This window comes from Pantoea sp. Morm (assembly GCF_016643525.1).
GTDB lineage: Bacteria > Pseudomonadota > Gammaproteobacteria > Enterobacterales > Enterobacteriaceae > Pantoea > Pantoea dispersa.
Genome location: NZ_VOQX01000055.1, coordinates 1 through 13,733 on the forward strand (window position 1 = coordinate 1; position 13,733 = coordinate 13,733).

The 13,733-nt window shown below is 55.9% G+C and carries 18 protein-coding genes; 4 read left to right on the plus strand and 14 right to left on the minus strand.

Annotated features, from left to right (window positions below; translation table 11 throughout):
* Window positions 1–451: EamA family transporter (locus tag FT726_RS17830; protein WP_346303163.1), on the minus strand; the 451-nt coding region annotated here is incomplete at its 3' end.
* Window positions 448–1,659 (minus strand): MFS transporter, encoded by a 1,212-nt coding sequence (locus FT726_RS17835; RefSeq protein WP_346303164.1) that lies wholly within the window; start codon window positions 1,657–1,659, stop codon window positions 448–450. The genes FT726_RS17835 and FT726_RS17830, both read right to left, overlap by 4 nt.
* A gap of 127 nt (window positions 1,660–1,786) precedes the next feature.
* Here FT726_RS17835 and FT726_RS17840 point away from each other — a divergent pair, with 127 nt between their 5' ends.
* Window positions 1,787–2,272: a helix-turn-helix domain-containing protein gene (locus tag FT726_RS17840; protein WP_058770394.1), complete on the plus strand. Its 486-nt coding sequence runs from the start codon at window positions 1,787–1,789 to the stop codon at window positions 2,270–2,272.
* A gap of 19 nt (window positions 2,273–2,291) precedes the next feature.
* Here the strand turns inward: FT726_RS17840 and FT726_RS17845 are convergent, their stop codons facing one another.
* The 3 genes from FT726_RS17845 to FT726_RS17855 all read right to left on the minus strand — a co-directional run bounded on the left by FT726_RS17845 (window position 2,292) and on the right by FT726_RS17855 (window position 3,879).
* Entirely contained in the window at window positions 2,292–2,603 is a 312-nt protein-coding gene (locus tag FT726_RS17845) for a cupin (protein ID WP_346303165.1), read from the minus strand.
* Window positions 2,604–2,817: 214 nt separating this feature from the next.
* Complete coding sequence (locus FT726_RS17850; protein ID WP_021508836.1) at window positions 2,818–3,120, minus strand: EthD family reductase; 303 nt, start codon at window positions 3,118–3,120, stop codon at window positions 2,818–2,820.
* 12 nt (window positions 3,121–3,132) lie between these two features.
* Complete coding sequence (locus tag FT726_RS17855; RefSeq protein WP_282995617.1) at window positions 3,133–3,879, minus strand: glucose 1-dehydrogenase; 747 nt, start codon at window positions 3,877–3,879, stop codon at window positions 3,133–3,135.
* Between the two features lie 119 nt (window positions 3,880–3,998).
* On the opposite strand from FT726_RS17855, the gene FT726_RS17860 reads away from it, so the two are divergent.
* Window positions 3,999–4,853, plus strand: coding sequence for a LysR family transcriptional regulator (locus FT726_RS17860; protein ID WP_058758955.1), 855 nt, complete (start codon window positions 3,999–4,001; stop codon window positions 4,851–4,853).
* Window positions 4,854–4,878: 25 nt separating this feature from the next.
* Here FT726_RS17860 and FT726_RS17865 read toward each other — a convergent pair whose 3' ends face one another.
* On the minus strand, window positions 4,879–5,799 hold the full coding sequence (locus tag FT726_RS17865; protein WP_371221481.1) for a LysR substrate-binding domain-containing protein: 921 nt from the start codon (window positions 5,797–5,799) through the stop codon (window positions 4,879–4,881).
* Window positions 5,800–5,886: 87 nt separating this feature from the next.
* On the opposite strand from FT726_RS17865, the gene FT726_RS17870 reads away from it, so the two are divergent.
* Window positions 5,887–6,189: a carboxymuconolactone decarboxylase family protein gene (locus FT726_RS17870; protein ID WP_021508832.1), complete on the plus strand. Its 303-nt coding sequence runs from the start codon at window positions 5,887–5,889 to the stop codon at window positions 6,187–6,189.
* Between the two features lie 5 nt (window positions 6,190–6,194).
* Entirely contained in the window at window positions 6,195–6,593 is a 399-nt protein-coding gene (locus FT726_RS17875; protein ID WP_021508831.1) for a tautomerase family protein, read from the plus strand.
* Window positions 6,594–6,685: 92 nt separating this feature from the next.
* Here FT726_RS17875 and FT726_RS17880 read toward each other — a convergent pair whose 3' ends face one another.
* From FT726_RS17880 to FT726_RS17915, 8 genes are all read right to left on the minus strand, one after another.
* Window positions 6,686–7,708 carry a C45 family peptidase gene (locus tag FT726_RS17880; protein ID WP_346303166.1) on the minus strand — a complete coding sequence of 341 codons (1,023 nt, stop codon included), beginning with the start codon at window positions 7,706–7,708 and terminating at the stop codon, window positions 6,686–6,688.
* Between the two features lie 19 nt (window positions 7,709–7,727).
* Window positions 7,728–8,450, minus strand: coding sequence for a glutamine ABC transporter ATP-binding protein GlnQ (gene glnQ, locus FT726_RS17885; RefSeq protein ID WP_104093632.1), 723 nt, complete (start codon window positions 8,448–8,450; stop codon window positions 7,728–7,730).
* Window positions 8,451–8,452: 2 nt separating this feature from the next.
* Window positions 8,453–9,109 carry a glutamine ABC transporter permease GlnP gene (glnP, locus tag FT726_RS17890; RefSeq protein WP_346303167.1) on the minus strand — a complete coding sequence of 219 codons (657 nt, stop codon included), beginning with the start codon at window positions 9,107–9,109 and terminating at the stop codon, window positions 8,453–8,455.
* Window positions 9,110–9,160: 51 nt separating this feature from the next.
* Entirely contained in the window at window positions 9,161–9,913 is a 753-nt protein-coding gene (glnH, locus tag FT726_RS17895) for a glutamine ABC transporter substrate-binding protein GlnH (RefSeq protein WP_127835038.1), read from the minus strand.
* A 127-nt stretch (window positions 9,914–10,040) separates the two neighbouring features.
* Entirely contained in the window at window positions 10,041–10,595 is a 555-nt protein-coding gene (locus tag FT726_RS17900; protein ID WP_176428143.1) for a carboxymuconolactone decarboxylase family protein, read from the minus strand.
* Complete coding sequence (locus FT726_RS17905; RefSeq protein WP_215801005.1) at window positions 10,592–11,920, minus strand: aspartate aminotransferase family protein; 1,329 nt, start codon at window positions 11,918–11,920, stop codon at window positions 10,592–10,594. Before FT726_RS17905 ends, FT726_RS17900 begins: the two co-directional genes overlap by 4 nt.
* 127 nt (window positions 11,921–12,047) lie before the next feature.
* A complete protein-coding gene (locus tag FT726_RS17910; protein ID WP_104093462.1) occupies window positions 12,048–12,905 on the minus strand; it encodes a MurR/RpiR family transcriptional regulator in 858 nt (285 codons plus the stop codon).
* Between the two features lie 198 nt (window positions 12,906–13,103).
* Window positions 13,104–13,733, minus strand: coding sequence for a LysE family translocator (locus tag FT726_RS17915; RefSeq protein ID WP_058776142.1), 630 nt, complete (start codon window positions 13,731–13,733; stop codon window positions 13,104–13,106).

Consider the following 13,733-nt stretch of genomic DNA (forward strand, 5'->3'; position numbering starts at 1 on the left):
TGGCGCCTGCCAGCACCAGCAGCAACCCGGCAAACGTCACCGAGCCGTCGGTAATAAACACAATGCTCATCAATCCGCTGCACGCCAGCACAAAGCCAGCGATCTGATAGCGGCTGAGCTGTTCTTTGAACACATAACTGCCGAGCAGCAGAGTGAAAAAGGCACTGAACTGCAGCACCAGCGAGGCGATCCCCGCCGACAGCCCGGTTTTTATCCCCAGATTCACCAGGCCCCACAAGCCAATGCCGAATACCAAGCCGTAACCAATAAGGTAGCGCCACGGGACGTCAGGTTTTTTAATAAAGAAGAGCGCCGGGATGGCACACAGCGTAAAACGCAGCCCTGCCAGAATAAACGGATCGATGGCGTGCAGCCCTAATTTAATCACCGAAAAATTAATGCCCCAGATGGCGGTAATACCGATGGCCAGCAGCAGGTGTGATAATTTCATGATTGACGTGTTCCATACCAGAGAATAAGTGCGCAGGCACTGACCAGTGCCCCGCCGCCGCACACGGCATACCATCCCCAGTGCGCATAGAGTTGAGTGGCAGTAATAGCGCCCAGCGCGCTGCCTGCCGCATAAAAACACATATAGGCACCGATAAGCCGGCTGGTGATAGCGGGTTTGCCGGCAATCAGCATGCTCTGGTTGATGACATGCACCGTCTGCACGGCGAAATCCAGCATGATCACGCCAATAACCAGCAATAATAAAGAAGTCTGCGCGAAGGCGATGGGGAGCCACGAGAACGTTAATAAAACCAGTGCGCATCCGCTGGCGCGCTGGCCGATTCCCCTGTCAGCCCAGGCGCCACTTCTGGAAGCCGCCAGCGCTCCGGCTATCCCAGCCAGACCAAACAGCCCTGTTTGCGTATGGGAAAGCGACATGGCCGTGAGCGGTAAAACCATGGAACTCCACAACATGCTGAATGCGGCAAAAATCAGCAGAGCCAGCGCGCCACGCTGACGCAACAAGGGCTCGGTGACAAAAAGACGCGGGACAGACCCCAGCAGCCCGGCCACGGAAGTGGCTATGTTCTGCGGACCGGCAGCAGGTATCACTTTCATCAGCAGCACGGTAATCAGCAGCATCAGCGCGGCTGAGGTCATATACACCGCCCGCCAGCCGGCGATATCGGCGATGATGCCAGAGACCAGCCGCGCCAGCAGTATGCCCATGACGATGCCACTGGTGACGCTGCCTACCACCTTGCCACGCTGAGCCGGTGCCGACAGGATAGCGGCCCACGCCACCACGGTTTGCGTCACCACCGCCATCAGCCCCACCAGCAGCATCGCCACCAGCAGCGCCAGAAAACTCTTTGCTAACGCCGCCGCGATCAGTGCCAGCACCGAAAACAGCAGGTGCGTGACCACCAGCTTTTTGCGATCAAAGCGATCGCCGAGCGGCACCAGTAAGAACAATCCCATGGCATAACCCGCCTGTGTTGCCGTGATAGCCAGGCCGATGGTGCCGGGCGAAACCTGCAGCGTTGCGGAGATGGATTCCAGCAATGGCTGGGCAGAATAGACATTGCCGACAGCCAGCGCGCAGGTCAGTGAGAACAGAAAAATGATGTGAGGCGACAGCACTGAGGACGTCGCCGGCGAAAGAGGCACCTCAGAGGTTGCAGGGGTGTCACTGGTGCAAGTCATGTTGCATTCCTATGTGGTTTTTTTTTGAAACCGATTTATTCTATAAGTAGCAGCGGTGGTTTTTTTTTGCAACTTGTTTTGCTGAAGGCTAAGCTGCCGTCAGTAAATCAGCAGAGTGAGAGAGAAGATGGCCAAACAGGAAGCGCTCAGAACCAGCGAATGCCCGGTCGCCCGGACCGTGGAGGTGATTGGCGAACGCTGGTGTCTGATGATCATCCGTGAAGCGTTTGATGATGTGCGCCGCTTCAGTGATTTCCAGAAAAACCTTGGGCTGGCAAAAAATATCCTGGCGTCACGGCTGAAACTGCTGGTCGAAGTCGGCGTGCTTGAGAGTTGTCCGGCGTCAGATGGCAGCGCCTACAAGGAATATTTGCTGACCGAACGGGGACGAGCCGTCTTCCCAATCGTCGTGGCGATGCGCCAGTGGGGAGAGCGTTATCTGTTTGAAAAAGGCGAGACTCACTCGGTATTGCTGGATAACGCCAACGGCGAACCGTTACCTGAACTGGCCGTGTATTCTGCCCGGGGAGAACGGCTCGATCCCGCCGACTGCCATCGCCGGCGCGTCATAGCCGGTAATCGCGCTGATCAGGCTTCGTCGAGCGTGAAATAACCGGGGTTGAGGCGTCGCATCAAACCGATCCCGCTTGTTCAATCACCAGCACCCGGGCTACGCCCTGTGGATGTGCGACGTGTTCAGTGCCTTCGCTGGCATAAAAAATATCACCGGCGGTTAATCGTTGGGTTCTCACTTCACCGTTTTCTTTGTAGAACATGTCAACGCAACCATCCATAACGGCAAACACCTCTTGTCCGTCATTGATATGCCATTTATAGGGTTGATCGGTCCAGTGCAGTTTAACGCTGGTGTTATCGAAGTTGGCAATATGCTGAGACTCCCAGGCTTTGGAACCCGTAAATTCTCTGCTGCTGTAAAAATTCATGTTTGCATCCTGTGTGCTGCTGCGGTGATAGCTCACACATGAAATAGCAAAAGGCAGCGCCACGTACCAGATTCAGGGATTGGTTTGTCCTGATTTGGCACCAGCGCGTCCCGTTTTTGCTGCCGGGATGCCTGCTTAATGCACAATGCGTTCATTAAGCAGGCTATCAAACCGGTGAATGGAGGGTATAAGCGCGCGGCGGCGTCGCTGCCGTTCAGAAGGGAATAAAATGGCTGCGAATCACCGTGGTGGCGTCGGTAAAATGCACCACATCTGCCATCACCCTTTTGGTTTGTTCGGACTCCAGCGCCCGGTTTACATCCTGCTGACAGGCAAACGTGTAAACACCGATGGAGAGCCAGCCGCTGCGGTCTGAAGCGGGATAGAACGCTTCCGCCGAAATGAGTCCATAATCCTGCCAGCACGCCAGCGCCAGCGGCAGGTGCGTGTGGGTATAATAGTCGCGGTCAAAGCGATGGGTTTCATCGCCGACGCACACCACCATCATCTGATGCATCCTTTTCTCCCGTTAACGCATGCCGCCTGACGCCATCATCACCTCGCCCGTCACCCATCCGGCATCGTCAGAAGCGAGATAAGCCACAATCGGCGCAATATCCTGCACCTGGCCAATACGGCCAAGCGGCGTCTGGCTTTCGTTCCAGCGCTGAAACTCCGATCCCATCGCGCCGGTGCTGTGCGTGCCTTCGGTTTCGATTAACCCCGGATTGACCGCGTTGACGCGGATGCCGCGCGGACCGAGTTCGCGCGCCAGCACGCCGGTAATGGCATCAATCGCGCCTTTGCTGCCGCTGTAGATAGCGCTCCCCGCCAGAAATACCCGCGTCACAAATGAGCTGATATTGATAATGCTGCTGCCCTTGCCCAGATGTGGCACCGCGGCGCCTGTCACCAGCAGCGGGCCGAGCACATTGATGTCAAACTGCTTGCGATACAGCGCTTCGCTGCTCTCTTCAATCTTCGCAAACTGATACACACCGGCATTGTTCACCACGATGTCCAGCCGGCCAAACTGCGCGAGGGTAGATTGAATGAGTGCCTCAACCTGCGGCTGATCGGTGACATCCGCTGCCAGCGCCACCGCCGTGCCACCGGCGGCCTCAATAGCGGCGACCACCTTATCCGCCCCGTTTTTATCCGCGGCATAGTTGACGACGATCTCTGCGCCGTCGGCGGCCAGCTGGCGGGCAATTGCCGCGCCAATGCCTTTAGATGCGCCGGTTACGAGGGCGACTTTGTCCTGAAGCTTCTTCATGTTCTGCAATCCTCAATCAGTTCAGTCTGGATGATGCCGTTATGGTGATAGCTACAAAGTTGTTTGAGAACTGCCATTTTTGTATATTCGACGTTCATTTTTGAACGGGAGCAAGCGCAATGGAATGGAGCGATGTACGGATCTTTCTGGCGGTGATGCGCAGCGGATCCTATGGCGAGGCCGCGCGCCGGCTCGGCGTCAGCCATCCGACCGTGGGTCGTCGCATTAAGGTGCTGGAAGCGCAGGCCCATCAGGCGCTGTTTCGCCGCACGCCGGATGGCCTGGTGTTAACTGATGCCGGTGACGCCGTGCTGGGCCTGGCGGAAAGCATGGAAAATGCTGCGCTGGCGATGGAGAGACGGCTTGCGGGCAATCACCCGCGACTGGAAGGTATTTTACGCATCTCCTGTGCCGAGTGGTTTGCCACCGCCGTGCTGGCGCCGGTACTGAGCGAGCTGACACAGCGCCATCCCGCTATCGTGCCGGAAATCATCGCCAGCTACCGTTTGCTCAATCTGTCGCGACGCGACGCCGACGTGGCTTTTCGCATTGTGCCTTTTACCGAGCCGGATATCGTCCAGCGGCGCCTGATGAGCATGCCCTATGCGTTATACGGCACGCCTGAAAATGCCCGCGCATTGCAACACGATCCCGCCTCAGTGGGGCTGATCCTGATGAATACCGCGCAAGCGCATTTTCCGGACGTCGTCTGGCTGCTCGATCAATTTCCGCAGTCACGACGGGCTTTTACCAGCACCAGCCGGGCGGTGCAGGCGCAGATGTGCCGGCGCGGCATGGGCGTGGCGGTGTTACCCCAGCCGCTGGGCGATGCCACCGCCGGACTGCAGCGGATTCCTACCCCACAGCCGCCGCCTTCACGCGATATCTGGGTAGGCTATCATCAGGATCTGCGGCACATGGATCGCCTGCGCGCCATGCTGGATATCGCCGATGCGCTGCTGATTGCGAAGTAACTGTCGCAGCGATTAGCGCAGCAATTCAGGCAGGCCTCAGACCCGGCAACGGCTCTATGCTGCGCAGCGCATTTTCCATCAGTCTGGCCAGCAGGTTTTGCGCGTTCGGTTCAGTCTGGCTGCCACTTTTTTGTTCCAGCGTAACGCCCAGCGCGCCCAGTGGCGGCAAAACATTGCCGGCGCTCACCAGGTTAGCGGGCATGCCGACCCGCGTGCGCACGGTGATCCCCAGACCGGCCCGCACCGCCGCCCAGATGCCGCTCAGGCTATGGCTGACAAACACGATTCGCCATGCAATGCCCGCCCGGTCCAGACTGTCGATGGCGCGCGAGCGCATCAGGCAGGGATTATCAAACATCACCAGCGGCAGCGGTTCGCCCTGGCTTATCATCGCGCTGACGTCGCAGTCGGGGTGGGCGATCCACTCCAGCGGGAACTGGCCGATCAACACGCCTTTACGCTGCAGCGGTTGTGCCTGCCACAGCAGCGCCATATCAAGAGCATCGCTGTCCAGCGCTGCAAGCAGCTCCTGATTACGCGCCACGCGGGCGATGATCTGCAGCCCGGGATGGTGACGTGTAAATTCGCCCAGAATACCGGGCATCAGAGTGTCACCAAAATCTTCCTGCATGCCCAGGCGCACTTCCCCCTGCAGCCCTGCACCGCTGAAGGTGCACAGTGCTTCGTCGTTCAATGCCAGCAGACGACGGGCATAACCCATCATCACTTCCCCCTCGCGTGTTAACGCCAGATGACGCCCGCTTTTCACCACCAGCTTGCTGCCACATTGCTGCTCCAGCTTTTTAAGCTGGGCGCTGACCGCCGAAGTGGATCGACAGAGCCGCACGGCGGCCTGCGCAAAACTGCCACACTCCATGCCGGTGACAAAACTGCGTAGCGCATCCAGATCCAGCGTCTGAGCTAACTTTTGCATAATCGTCCTGATTTATGGGATGAATGACGGTTTTTTATTTGATTTTCAGGATGGTTATGTTTCGCCACAATCGCGGCTGAGTCAATACGGAGAAACATCATGGCAAAAACACTTGATAGTAAAACGCTGGCGCGCATCGCGCCAAAGCTGGCCGAACTCAGTCAGCAGGTTCTTTTCGATGACATCTGGCAACGTGACGCGCTTACGCCGCGCGAACGCAGCCTGATTACGCTGGCCGCACTGACGGCGCTGGGGCGAGTGCAACAGCTACCGTGGCATATCGAATTCGCGCAACAAAATGGCCTGGCACGAGAAGAGATCGTCGAAGTGTTCACCCATCTGGCCTTTTATGCCGGCTGGCCGGCGGCGGTGTCAGCGCTAAGCTGTCTGGAAGAGGCGTAACCCTCATGCCTTTTACCCGCATCATACTGCGTCAGGGTTATAGCGACGCGCAATTAACGCAGATTTCCGACATCCTGCAACAGAGTCTGGAGGACGAATTTGCCGTTCCACCCGGCGACCGCTTTCAGGTATTTGAAGAACTGCCGGCGCGGCTAAGGGTGTTTGATCGCCACTATAAAAGTCGCGGGCGTTCAGAGAATTTTGTTCAGTTCATGATTACTGCGGGCAAGCCGCGCAGCCGCGAACAGAAGCACAAGCTGTGTCGCAGATTGTGTCAGCAACTCTCGCAATCGCTGGATATCGATCCGCAGGATGTGATGGTGATTATTCAGTTTAACACCGTCGATGACTGGAGTTTCAGCGACGGATGTCTGATGTCCGAAGAAGCGCGTTTCCACGAGTAACATAGTCAATATTGCTGGCAGCGCGGGTTAGCGCGCTGCCAGCAATCACTGTACGGCTTCAGTGATGGGCGGTGGAGATTAAAAATACCACCTCATTGACGACCAGCAGATTGCAAAGCGGCGCGCTGGCGGTCGCGCGTGAAGATCTGCCACGTCACCGCGTCGTCACTCAGGGTAAAAACAGCCGTGGCGAGGGTATTTTCCTCATCCGGATCCTGCGGCGACAGCCGGTAAATCGGCAATGCTGCATCCTGCTGATCCGATAAAATCGCCTTAGCCGCCGCGCCATCTACCGCCGTTTGCGTCGTCAGCCATGTATCCAGACGCTGCTGGCGCGAGCCGGAACTGGCGGTGACCACCTGTTCGACGGCGGCAAGCTGCGGGTGAATAAGATGGTTAGCGTGCCCGAAAGGCGCAGTCAGTGCGATCACTGAACAGCCTGAGCCTGTCGCTTCAATACTGATCAGGCGGCTATCGCCCTGCTGCCCCAGCGTGTGGTGAAACGCGCCGGCGCGCGGCGTGGCGCTAAGTATGGCGATCGCTTCATCCAGCGTGGTCGCGTTCAGCGACGCGCGGGCAATGATCTGGCGCGGCACGCCATCCGGACGATGCTGTGCGCGAATGTTATTGACGGTATTAACGATGCCCTTCTCATTAACGGCAAAAGTGTGACCGCAAAGTGATGCCGGATAGGCGAAGCTGGTGAACGCGAGCCCGTCATCGGGGGTCACGGTGACCAGCGCACAGTCGTCACGCAGCTGGGGAAAACCATCTTCGTTGTGCGCAATGATCAACTCCCCGCTGGCACTTTTCCCCGCCACCGTGGTGCAACCATCCGAAGTTGAACGCACCAGATCGCCCCGGCAGTTCCACGCAAACACCTCGTCAATCGGTGCCTGTAATCCTTCAGCCAGTCCTTCCAGCTCCTGCCAGATCAGCGGGAACTGGCGCTGAACCCGCGCGCGCATACTGCGGATTTGCTGCGTATCTTTCATGGCGGTGACCGTTTGCCAGAGACGGGTATGTCTGAGTTTGTTATGCCAGGCATCACGGCCAAAGTCACCGAGTTGCTGACCAATAACAAAAGCCGAACCACGGAAGTCGAGTTTTTTCATAGCGTTATTTCACTTCATTTCAGGATACATGTTGCAAAAATTCTTTCAGACGCGGATTACGGCTGGCAGTCAGCAGCATATCAGGTGGCCCATCTTCGACAATGGTACCGCCATCAATAAAGATCAGCCGCGAAGCCACATCGCGGGCAAAGCCAATCTCATGCGTCACAATCACCATGGTCATGCCCTCTTCAGCCAGCGAGCGCATCACTTTCAGCACTTCATGACGTAACTCCGGATCCAGCGCGGAGGTCGGCTCATCGAACAGCATCATTTTCGGCCTGACGGCCAGTGCCCGGGCAATCGCCACGCGCTGCTGCTGGCCCCCTGAAAGTTCAGACGGATAATGGCTGGCGCGATCGCGCAAGCCAACGCGCTCCAGCAGCGCCAGCGCCTGCTCGCGCGCCGCGGCTTTCGTTTGATGACGCACGCGAATCGGGCCGAACATCACGTTCTCCAGTGCAGTCAGATGCGGGAACAGGTGGAACTGCTGAAACACCATGCCGGCTTCGCGGCGGATATCACATTCATTCGCATGCGGATCGGTGATATGCATTCCGGCGACCAGCAGCGTCCCGGATGAGATCTCTTCCAGTTTGTTGATGCAGCGTAGCAGCGTTGATTTTCCTGAACCTGAAGGGCCGATAATCACCACCACCTCGCCGGACTCAATTTTTAAATTGATATTGTGCAGGACCTGCGTGGCACCGAAATTTTTCGACACTGCGTTAAATTCAACCATGCTCATAAAATATGGATCCTTTTTTCCAGCTGCTTCAGTAATAAGCTCAGGCATAACGTCACCAGCAGATAAATCATGGCCACCGCCGTCCACACTTCCAGCGCACGGAAATTACCCGCAATGATCTCCTGCCCCTGACGCGTCAGTTCTGCCACGCCAATCACAATAAACAGTGAGGTATCTTTAATACTGATAATCCACTGGTTACCTAAAGCCGGAATCATTCGCCGTAACGCTAAAGGCATAATGACATACCACAGCGTACTGCGCTGCGATAAGCCCATCGCCAGACTCGCTTCTTTAAAGCCTTTATTAATTGAGAGGATCGCGCCCCGGGTAATTTCAGCAATGTAGGCACCGGAGTTAATCACAATGGTCACGATCGCGGCGGTGACGGGATCAATTCTTATCGGCAACACCATCGGCAGTGCAAAATAGATAAACATTACCTGCACCATGATGGGCGTACCGCGAATAAGCTCGACAAAAATAAGTGACAGCGTTTTGGCGATTTTTCCGCCCAGAGCACGGCAGGTTCCCGCCAGTAAGCCAATAATAAAACCGCCCAGCAGACCTGACAGCGAAATAATCAAGGTCAGCTGCAGCCCCTGCAGCAGTAGCGGCAGAGATTCCCAAATATATTTACTGTCAAAATTCATAATTTAACCTGTAAACGCTAAACAAGGCCGGAGGGCTCCGGCCTGGCAGGATTATTTCGGCTGCTTAGCAAACCATTTCACGTAGATTTTGCTGTAAGTCCCATCCGCGCGCAGGGCCTGCAGCGCGGCGTTGATCTTAGGCGTCAGGCTGCTGTTTTTCTGCATGGCAAAGCCATACTGCTGCGGCAGAATCGTGTCGTTTTCACCGCTGGCTTTGACTTTGCCATCGCCCGCCGTTTTCACGTAGTACAGCACATTGGGCGAGTCATGGACCACCGCATCAAGGTTGCCGGCCTGCAAATCCAGATAGGCGTTGTCGATATTAGGAAACTCAACATAATTTGCCTTGTATTTACTTTTCATAAAGCTGGCTGCGGCCGTGCCCTGTTTCAGGCCCACTTTCTTGCCGGTTAAATCGCTGAATTTATTAATGCTGTTATCATTGCTTTTGACAGCCATTAATAAGTCGGCGTCATAATAACCGTTGCTGAAATCCACCACCTGCTTACGCGCATCGGTAATGGTAATGCCTGCCATCGCGACATCCAGATTCCGTGATTGCAGCCCCGGAATCAGGCCACCAAAGTCCATTGGGTGTAATTCATAGCTGACATGCATTTTCTTCGCGATGGCATCCCATAAATCAATGTCAAAGCCGACGTATTTATCACCTTGCTTAAATTCAAAAGGAACAAAAGCCGTATCAACCCCGACAGTTAATTTATCCTGCGCCGCAGCGATAAAACTGGCGGAACAGGCCACCAATGCCAGTGTAATCTTTAATTTATTTAGAAATGCAGACATAATAACCCTCAGCGTCAGTAATGTAGCGTGCAATGATTGTCATCCAGCGAAATAACCCGGCGGACATGGTCAAAGAAGGTGGTTAATATAATGGGCGTATCAGGTACGCCCGGAGTAATGCGACAACTTATGCAGGAAGCAAGTGATCCTGCGTAAAGGGTACTGGCGTCTGTGCGCCGTTCATGATCATCGAGAGAAAACTGTAATAGCCGTTAATGCCTATCAAATCCACCACGCCCTTCTCGCCCCATAATTCGATGGCTTGCTGCCAGGTGGCATCACTGATTTTCTGTTGCTGATGTAACTGCTGGCAAAACTGATAAATCACCCACTCATCAGGCTGCAAATCCGCGGGCTGACGTTTTTCATTGATGGCCTGCACTGCTGCAGCAGAAATCCCCTTTTCGCGCGCTATCGGCGCATGGATTGCCCACTCTACCGGCTGTGACCAGTGCCTTGCCGTCATTAAAATCGCCAGTTCCGATAACCGCTGGCCCAGCGCACTGCGATAGCGCAGATATTCCCCCATACGCTGTGCATGTGCCATTAACTCGGGGCTGCGCAGCAGCGGCTCAAACGGAGGTAGCAGCGCACCGCGTGGCCCGTTGATTATCTCTTCCGCGAGCGGACGTTGCTGCTCATCCCAGTCCTGCTCCGCCAGCGGCGGTAATCGGTTAATCATAATTTGCCGGTCTCTTCACGTATCACGGTGTTCAGCGTATCCACGACAAAATCCAGTTGTTGCGGGGTGACGATAAACGGTGGGGCAATTAAAATATGGTCGCCATATTGCCCGTCCAGCGTGCCGCCCATCGGATAGACCAGCAAACCGCGCGCCATACAGTTGGCCTTGATGGCTGCGTGAAGTTTCATCGCCGGATCGAACGGGGTTTTTGTGGCTTTATCACGCACCAGCTCCACACCGGCAAACAGGCCGCGGCCGCGCGTATCACCGACGTGCGGTAGCTCCCCCAGCACGTCGCGAAGCGCCTTGTGCAGATAAGCGCCCTGCTGCTGAACCGCCTCCAGCAGATGGTCGCGCTCAATCACCTGCTGTACTGCTAACGCCGCCGCAGCGGCTGTCGCATGACAAATATAAGTGTGTCCATGCTGGAACAGACCGCTGCCAGCCTGCAGCGCAGACACGATCTTCTCACTGGCCAGCACCGCGCCGATGGGTTGATAACCGCCACCCAGTCCTTTGGCGATGGTGACCAAATCAGGTACCACACCATCCTGTTCGAACGCGTGCAGTGTGCCGGTACGCCCCATTCCGCACATCACCTCATCGGCGATAAACAAAATGTCGTACTTGTCGCACAGGCGACGTACACCCTGCAGATAGCCCGGCGTCGGCGGCGTGGCACCGCTGGTCGCACCGACCACCGTCTCCGCGCAGAAGCCAATAATCGTTTCCGGGCCCGCATCGACAATCGCCTGCTCCAGCTCGCTCAATAGCCGCTGGGTATACTGCTGCTGGGTTTCATCGGCACGGCGATCGCGATACTCATTGCAGGCGGAAACGCGAATCACGTCGATTAACAGGGGTGCGAACTGACGCCGGCGCCATTCGTTGCCACCCACCGCCAGCGCGCCCAGCGTATTGCCGTGGTAGCTCTGTTTGCGGGCGATGAAACGGGTACGCGCGGGCTGTCCGATCTCAACAAAGTATTGCCGGGCCAGTTTCAGCGCGGTTTCCACCGCCTCAGAACCGCCCGATACGAAATAGGCATAGTTAAGATCGCCCGGTGCGGTGCGCGTTAACTGTTCGGCGAGCTGTTCAACGGTATCGCTGGTGAAGAAACTGGTATGCGCATAAGCCAGTTGATCGATTTGACGATGCATAGCTGCGAGGACGTCAGGATGGGCGTGGCCCAGGCAGGAAACGGCGGCGCCACCGCAGGCATCAAGATACTGTTTTCCCTGTGCATCAAAAATGTAGGCCCCGTGTGCGCGCGTAGCCACGGCGGGCACGCTGCGCAGGCTGCGGTGAATGATACGGCTCATGCTGGTCCTGCTCCTGAATACGCTTCGTTGTTGAAACGTATCTTGCAGGATCCATTTGAATCACGTCAACGCAATAATGATTCAATCGCATTCAATATTCTTATGACAGATACAAATGAATCATCTGTCAGGATTTGCCGGCATGCACGTAAGCGCCTGAATCGATTAAATAGCGTTCGGCATTTTCAATTTTACTGACCGCATCACGTCCATGACGGGCCACCAGCATCGCCAGCAGGCACTCGGCCAGGCCCATGCCAGAGACGACTGACGGGAAGAACGATGGGCTGTCCAGTGAAAACCGGAGCGAGCAATCAGCGGCCTGCGCCAGCGGCGAGACCGGTGAGTCGGTGATGGCGATGATCTTTGCACCCGCCTGCTGCGCTGCGCGCAGTACATCCAGTGATTCGCGTGAATAAGGGGCAAAGCTGGTAAGTAACAGGCAATCCGCGGCAGTCAGTTCACGCGTGAAAACTTCGATATTGCTCGCCAGACCATCCACCAGTGATACCTGACGATTGAACAGCCGATACACATAAAATAATGACCAGGCGATCGGAAAGCTGGCGCGGAAGCCGCAGATGTAAACATTGTCAGCCGCATCGAGTAAGGTCACGGCCTGTTCCATTGCCTGGCGGTTTTCGTTCTGCGTAAAGGCCAGGTTGGTCTGATGGGCCTGAAACATCGCATCATACAGCTGCGGTTGCGTGCCGGCGGCCACCAGCTTTTCCGCTTTCGAGACATAGGTATCATTGCGCAGGCCGATGTCATCGATGAATGCGTCTTTGAGTTCACTCCAGCCGTTATAGCCCAGCCGTTTCGCCAGGCGCAGCAGCGTTGCCGGTTTCACTCCGGCCTGCTGCGCAAAGGTGCGCATGGATTGCACCACCAGTTGATTGGCATTCTGCAGTGAGAATTCGGCAGCCCGCTGTAGTTCTGGCGATAATTCACTGAACTCACGGACGATAGTTTCCTTTAGATTCATGGCAACAATTCACTGGCTTTAACGTTCAGGTATCTAAACACATTTGAGATCAAGACTCTAGGCGCGGATATCACACCGGAGTGACGGCCTGAAGCAGGGCGCGATGCGTCGCGCCGCAACAATCAGGCTGCTCATGGTGGTTTACTTAACTGAGCGGCCTGTTGCTATGGAGGGCGAACCTGAGGTTAAAAATTTACTTTATTGACGACTCAACACCAGTTTCAGTCCGGCAATGGCAAAACAGCAGGCTAATAGCGCATCTAATCCCCGGCGGATACGACGGTAAAACGCGTTCATTGCTGCGGTGGAAAATATCAGCGCATAGCCGCAAAATACTGCGACGCAAATCGCCGCACAGCCGAGAATAATCAGCGGTAAGGTCGAGGCTGCAGCGTCCGGTTTGAGCGCGACGGACATGATCGCGACCCAGGTTAAAATGGCTTTCGGATTACCGACGTGCATCAAAATTCCCTGACGAAATAACGCGCCATACGCAACACGGTGATCGCTGATAACGGTTTTATCGGCAGCAGTGCGGGTTAACGCAGATTTACCGGCTTTGTATGACAGCCACAACAGATATAACCCGCCGCCGATTTTCAACACCAGCAGCAATTGGGCAAACGTCGCCAGCACGGTTAATACCCCGCAGGCCGCCAGCAGCGCCCACAGCATTGAGCCGCCAATTACCCCGCCCGCAAGCGCTAAGGCGGCACCGCGCCCTTTATTCATCGCCGTTCCCATAATCGCCATATTACTCGGACCAGGGCTGGCCGTTGCCACAAAATAAGTGGTGTAAATCAGCATTAATTCGTGTGAAAGCGCCAT

Excerpts from the sequence above, each read along its gene's own strand:
- FT726_RS17835 (WP_346303164.1), bottom strand. The coding sequence starts at position 1,659 with ATGACTTGCACCAGTGACACCCCTGCAACCTCTGAGGTGCCTCTTTCG.
- FT726_RS17840 (WP_058770394.1), top strand. The coding sequence starts at position 1,787 with ATGGCCAAACAGGAAGCGCTCAGAACCAGCGAATGCCCGGTCGCCCGG.
- FT726_RS17845 (WP_346303165.1), bottom strand. The coding sequence starts at position 2,603 with ATGAATTTTTACAGCAGCAGAGAATTTACGGGTTCCAAAGCCTGGGAG.
- FT726_RS17850 (WP_021508836.1), bottom strand. The coding sequence starts at position 3,120 with ATGCATCAGATGATGGTGGTGTGCGTCGGCGATGAAACCCATCGCTTT.
- FT726_RS17855 (WP_282995617.1), bottom strand. The coding sequence starts at position 3,879 with ATGAAGAAGCTTCAGGACAAAGTCGCCCTCGTAACCGGCGCATCTAAA.
- FT726_RS17860 (WP_058758955.1), top strand. The coding sequence starts at position 3,999 with ATGGAATGGAGCGATGTACGGATCTTTCTGGCGGTGATGCGCAGCGGA.
- FT726_RS17870 (WP_021508832.1), top strand. The coding sequence starts at position 5,887 with ATGGCAAAAACACTTGATAGTAAAACGCTGGCGCGCATCGCGCCAAAG.
- FT726_RS17875 (WP_021508831.1), top strand. The coding sequence starts at position 6,195 with ATGCCTTTTACCCGCATCATACTGCGTCAGGGTTATAGCGACGCGCAA.
- FT726_RS17880 (WP_346303166.1), bottom strand. The coding sequence starts at position 7,708 with ATGAAAAAACTCGACTTCCGTGGTTCGGCTTTTGTTATTGGTCAGCAA.
- glnQ (WP_104093632.1), bottom strand. The coding sequence starts at position 8,450 with ATGGTTGAATTTAACGCAGTGTCGAAAAATTTCGGTGCCACGCAGGTC.
- glnP (WP_346303167.1), bottom strand. The coding sequence starts at position 9,109 with ATGAATTTTGACAGTAAATATATTTGGGAATCTCTGCCGCTACTGCTG.
- glnH (WP_127835038.1), bottom strand. The coding sequence starts at position 9,913 with ATGTCTGCATTTCTAAATAAATTAAAGATTACACTGGCATTGGTGGCC.
- FT726_RS17900 (WP_176428143.1), bottom strand. The coding sequence starts at position 10,595 with ATGATTAACCGATTACCGCCGCTGGCGGAGCAGGACTGGGATGAGCAG.
- FT726_RS17905 (WP_215801005.1), bottom strand. The coding sequence starts at position 11,920 with ATGAGCCGTATCATTCACCGCAGCCTGCGCAGCGTGCCCGCCGTGGCT.
- FT726_RS17910 (WP_104093462.1), bottom strand. The coding sequence starts at position 12,905 with ATGAATCTAAAGGAAACTATCGTCCGTGAGTTCAGTGAATTATCGCCA.
- FT726_RS17915 (WP_058776142.1), bottom strand. The coding sequence starts at position 13,733 with ATGGCGCTTTCACACGAATTAATGCTGATTTACACCACTTATTTTGTG.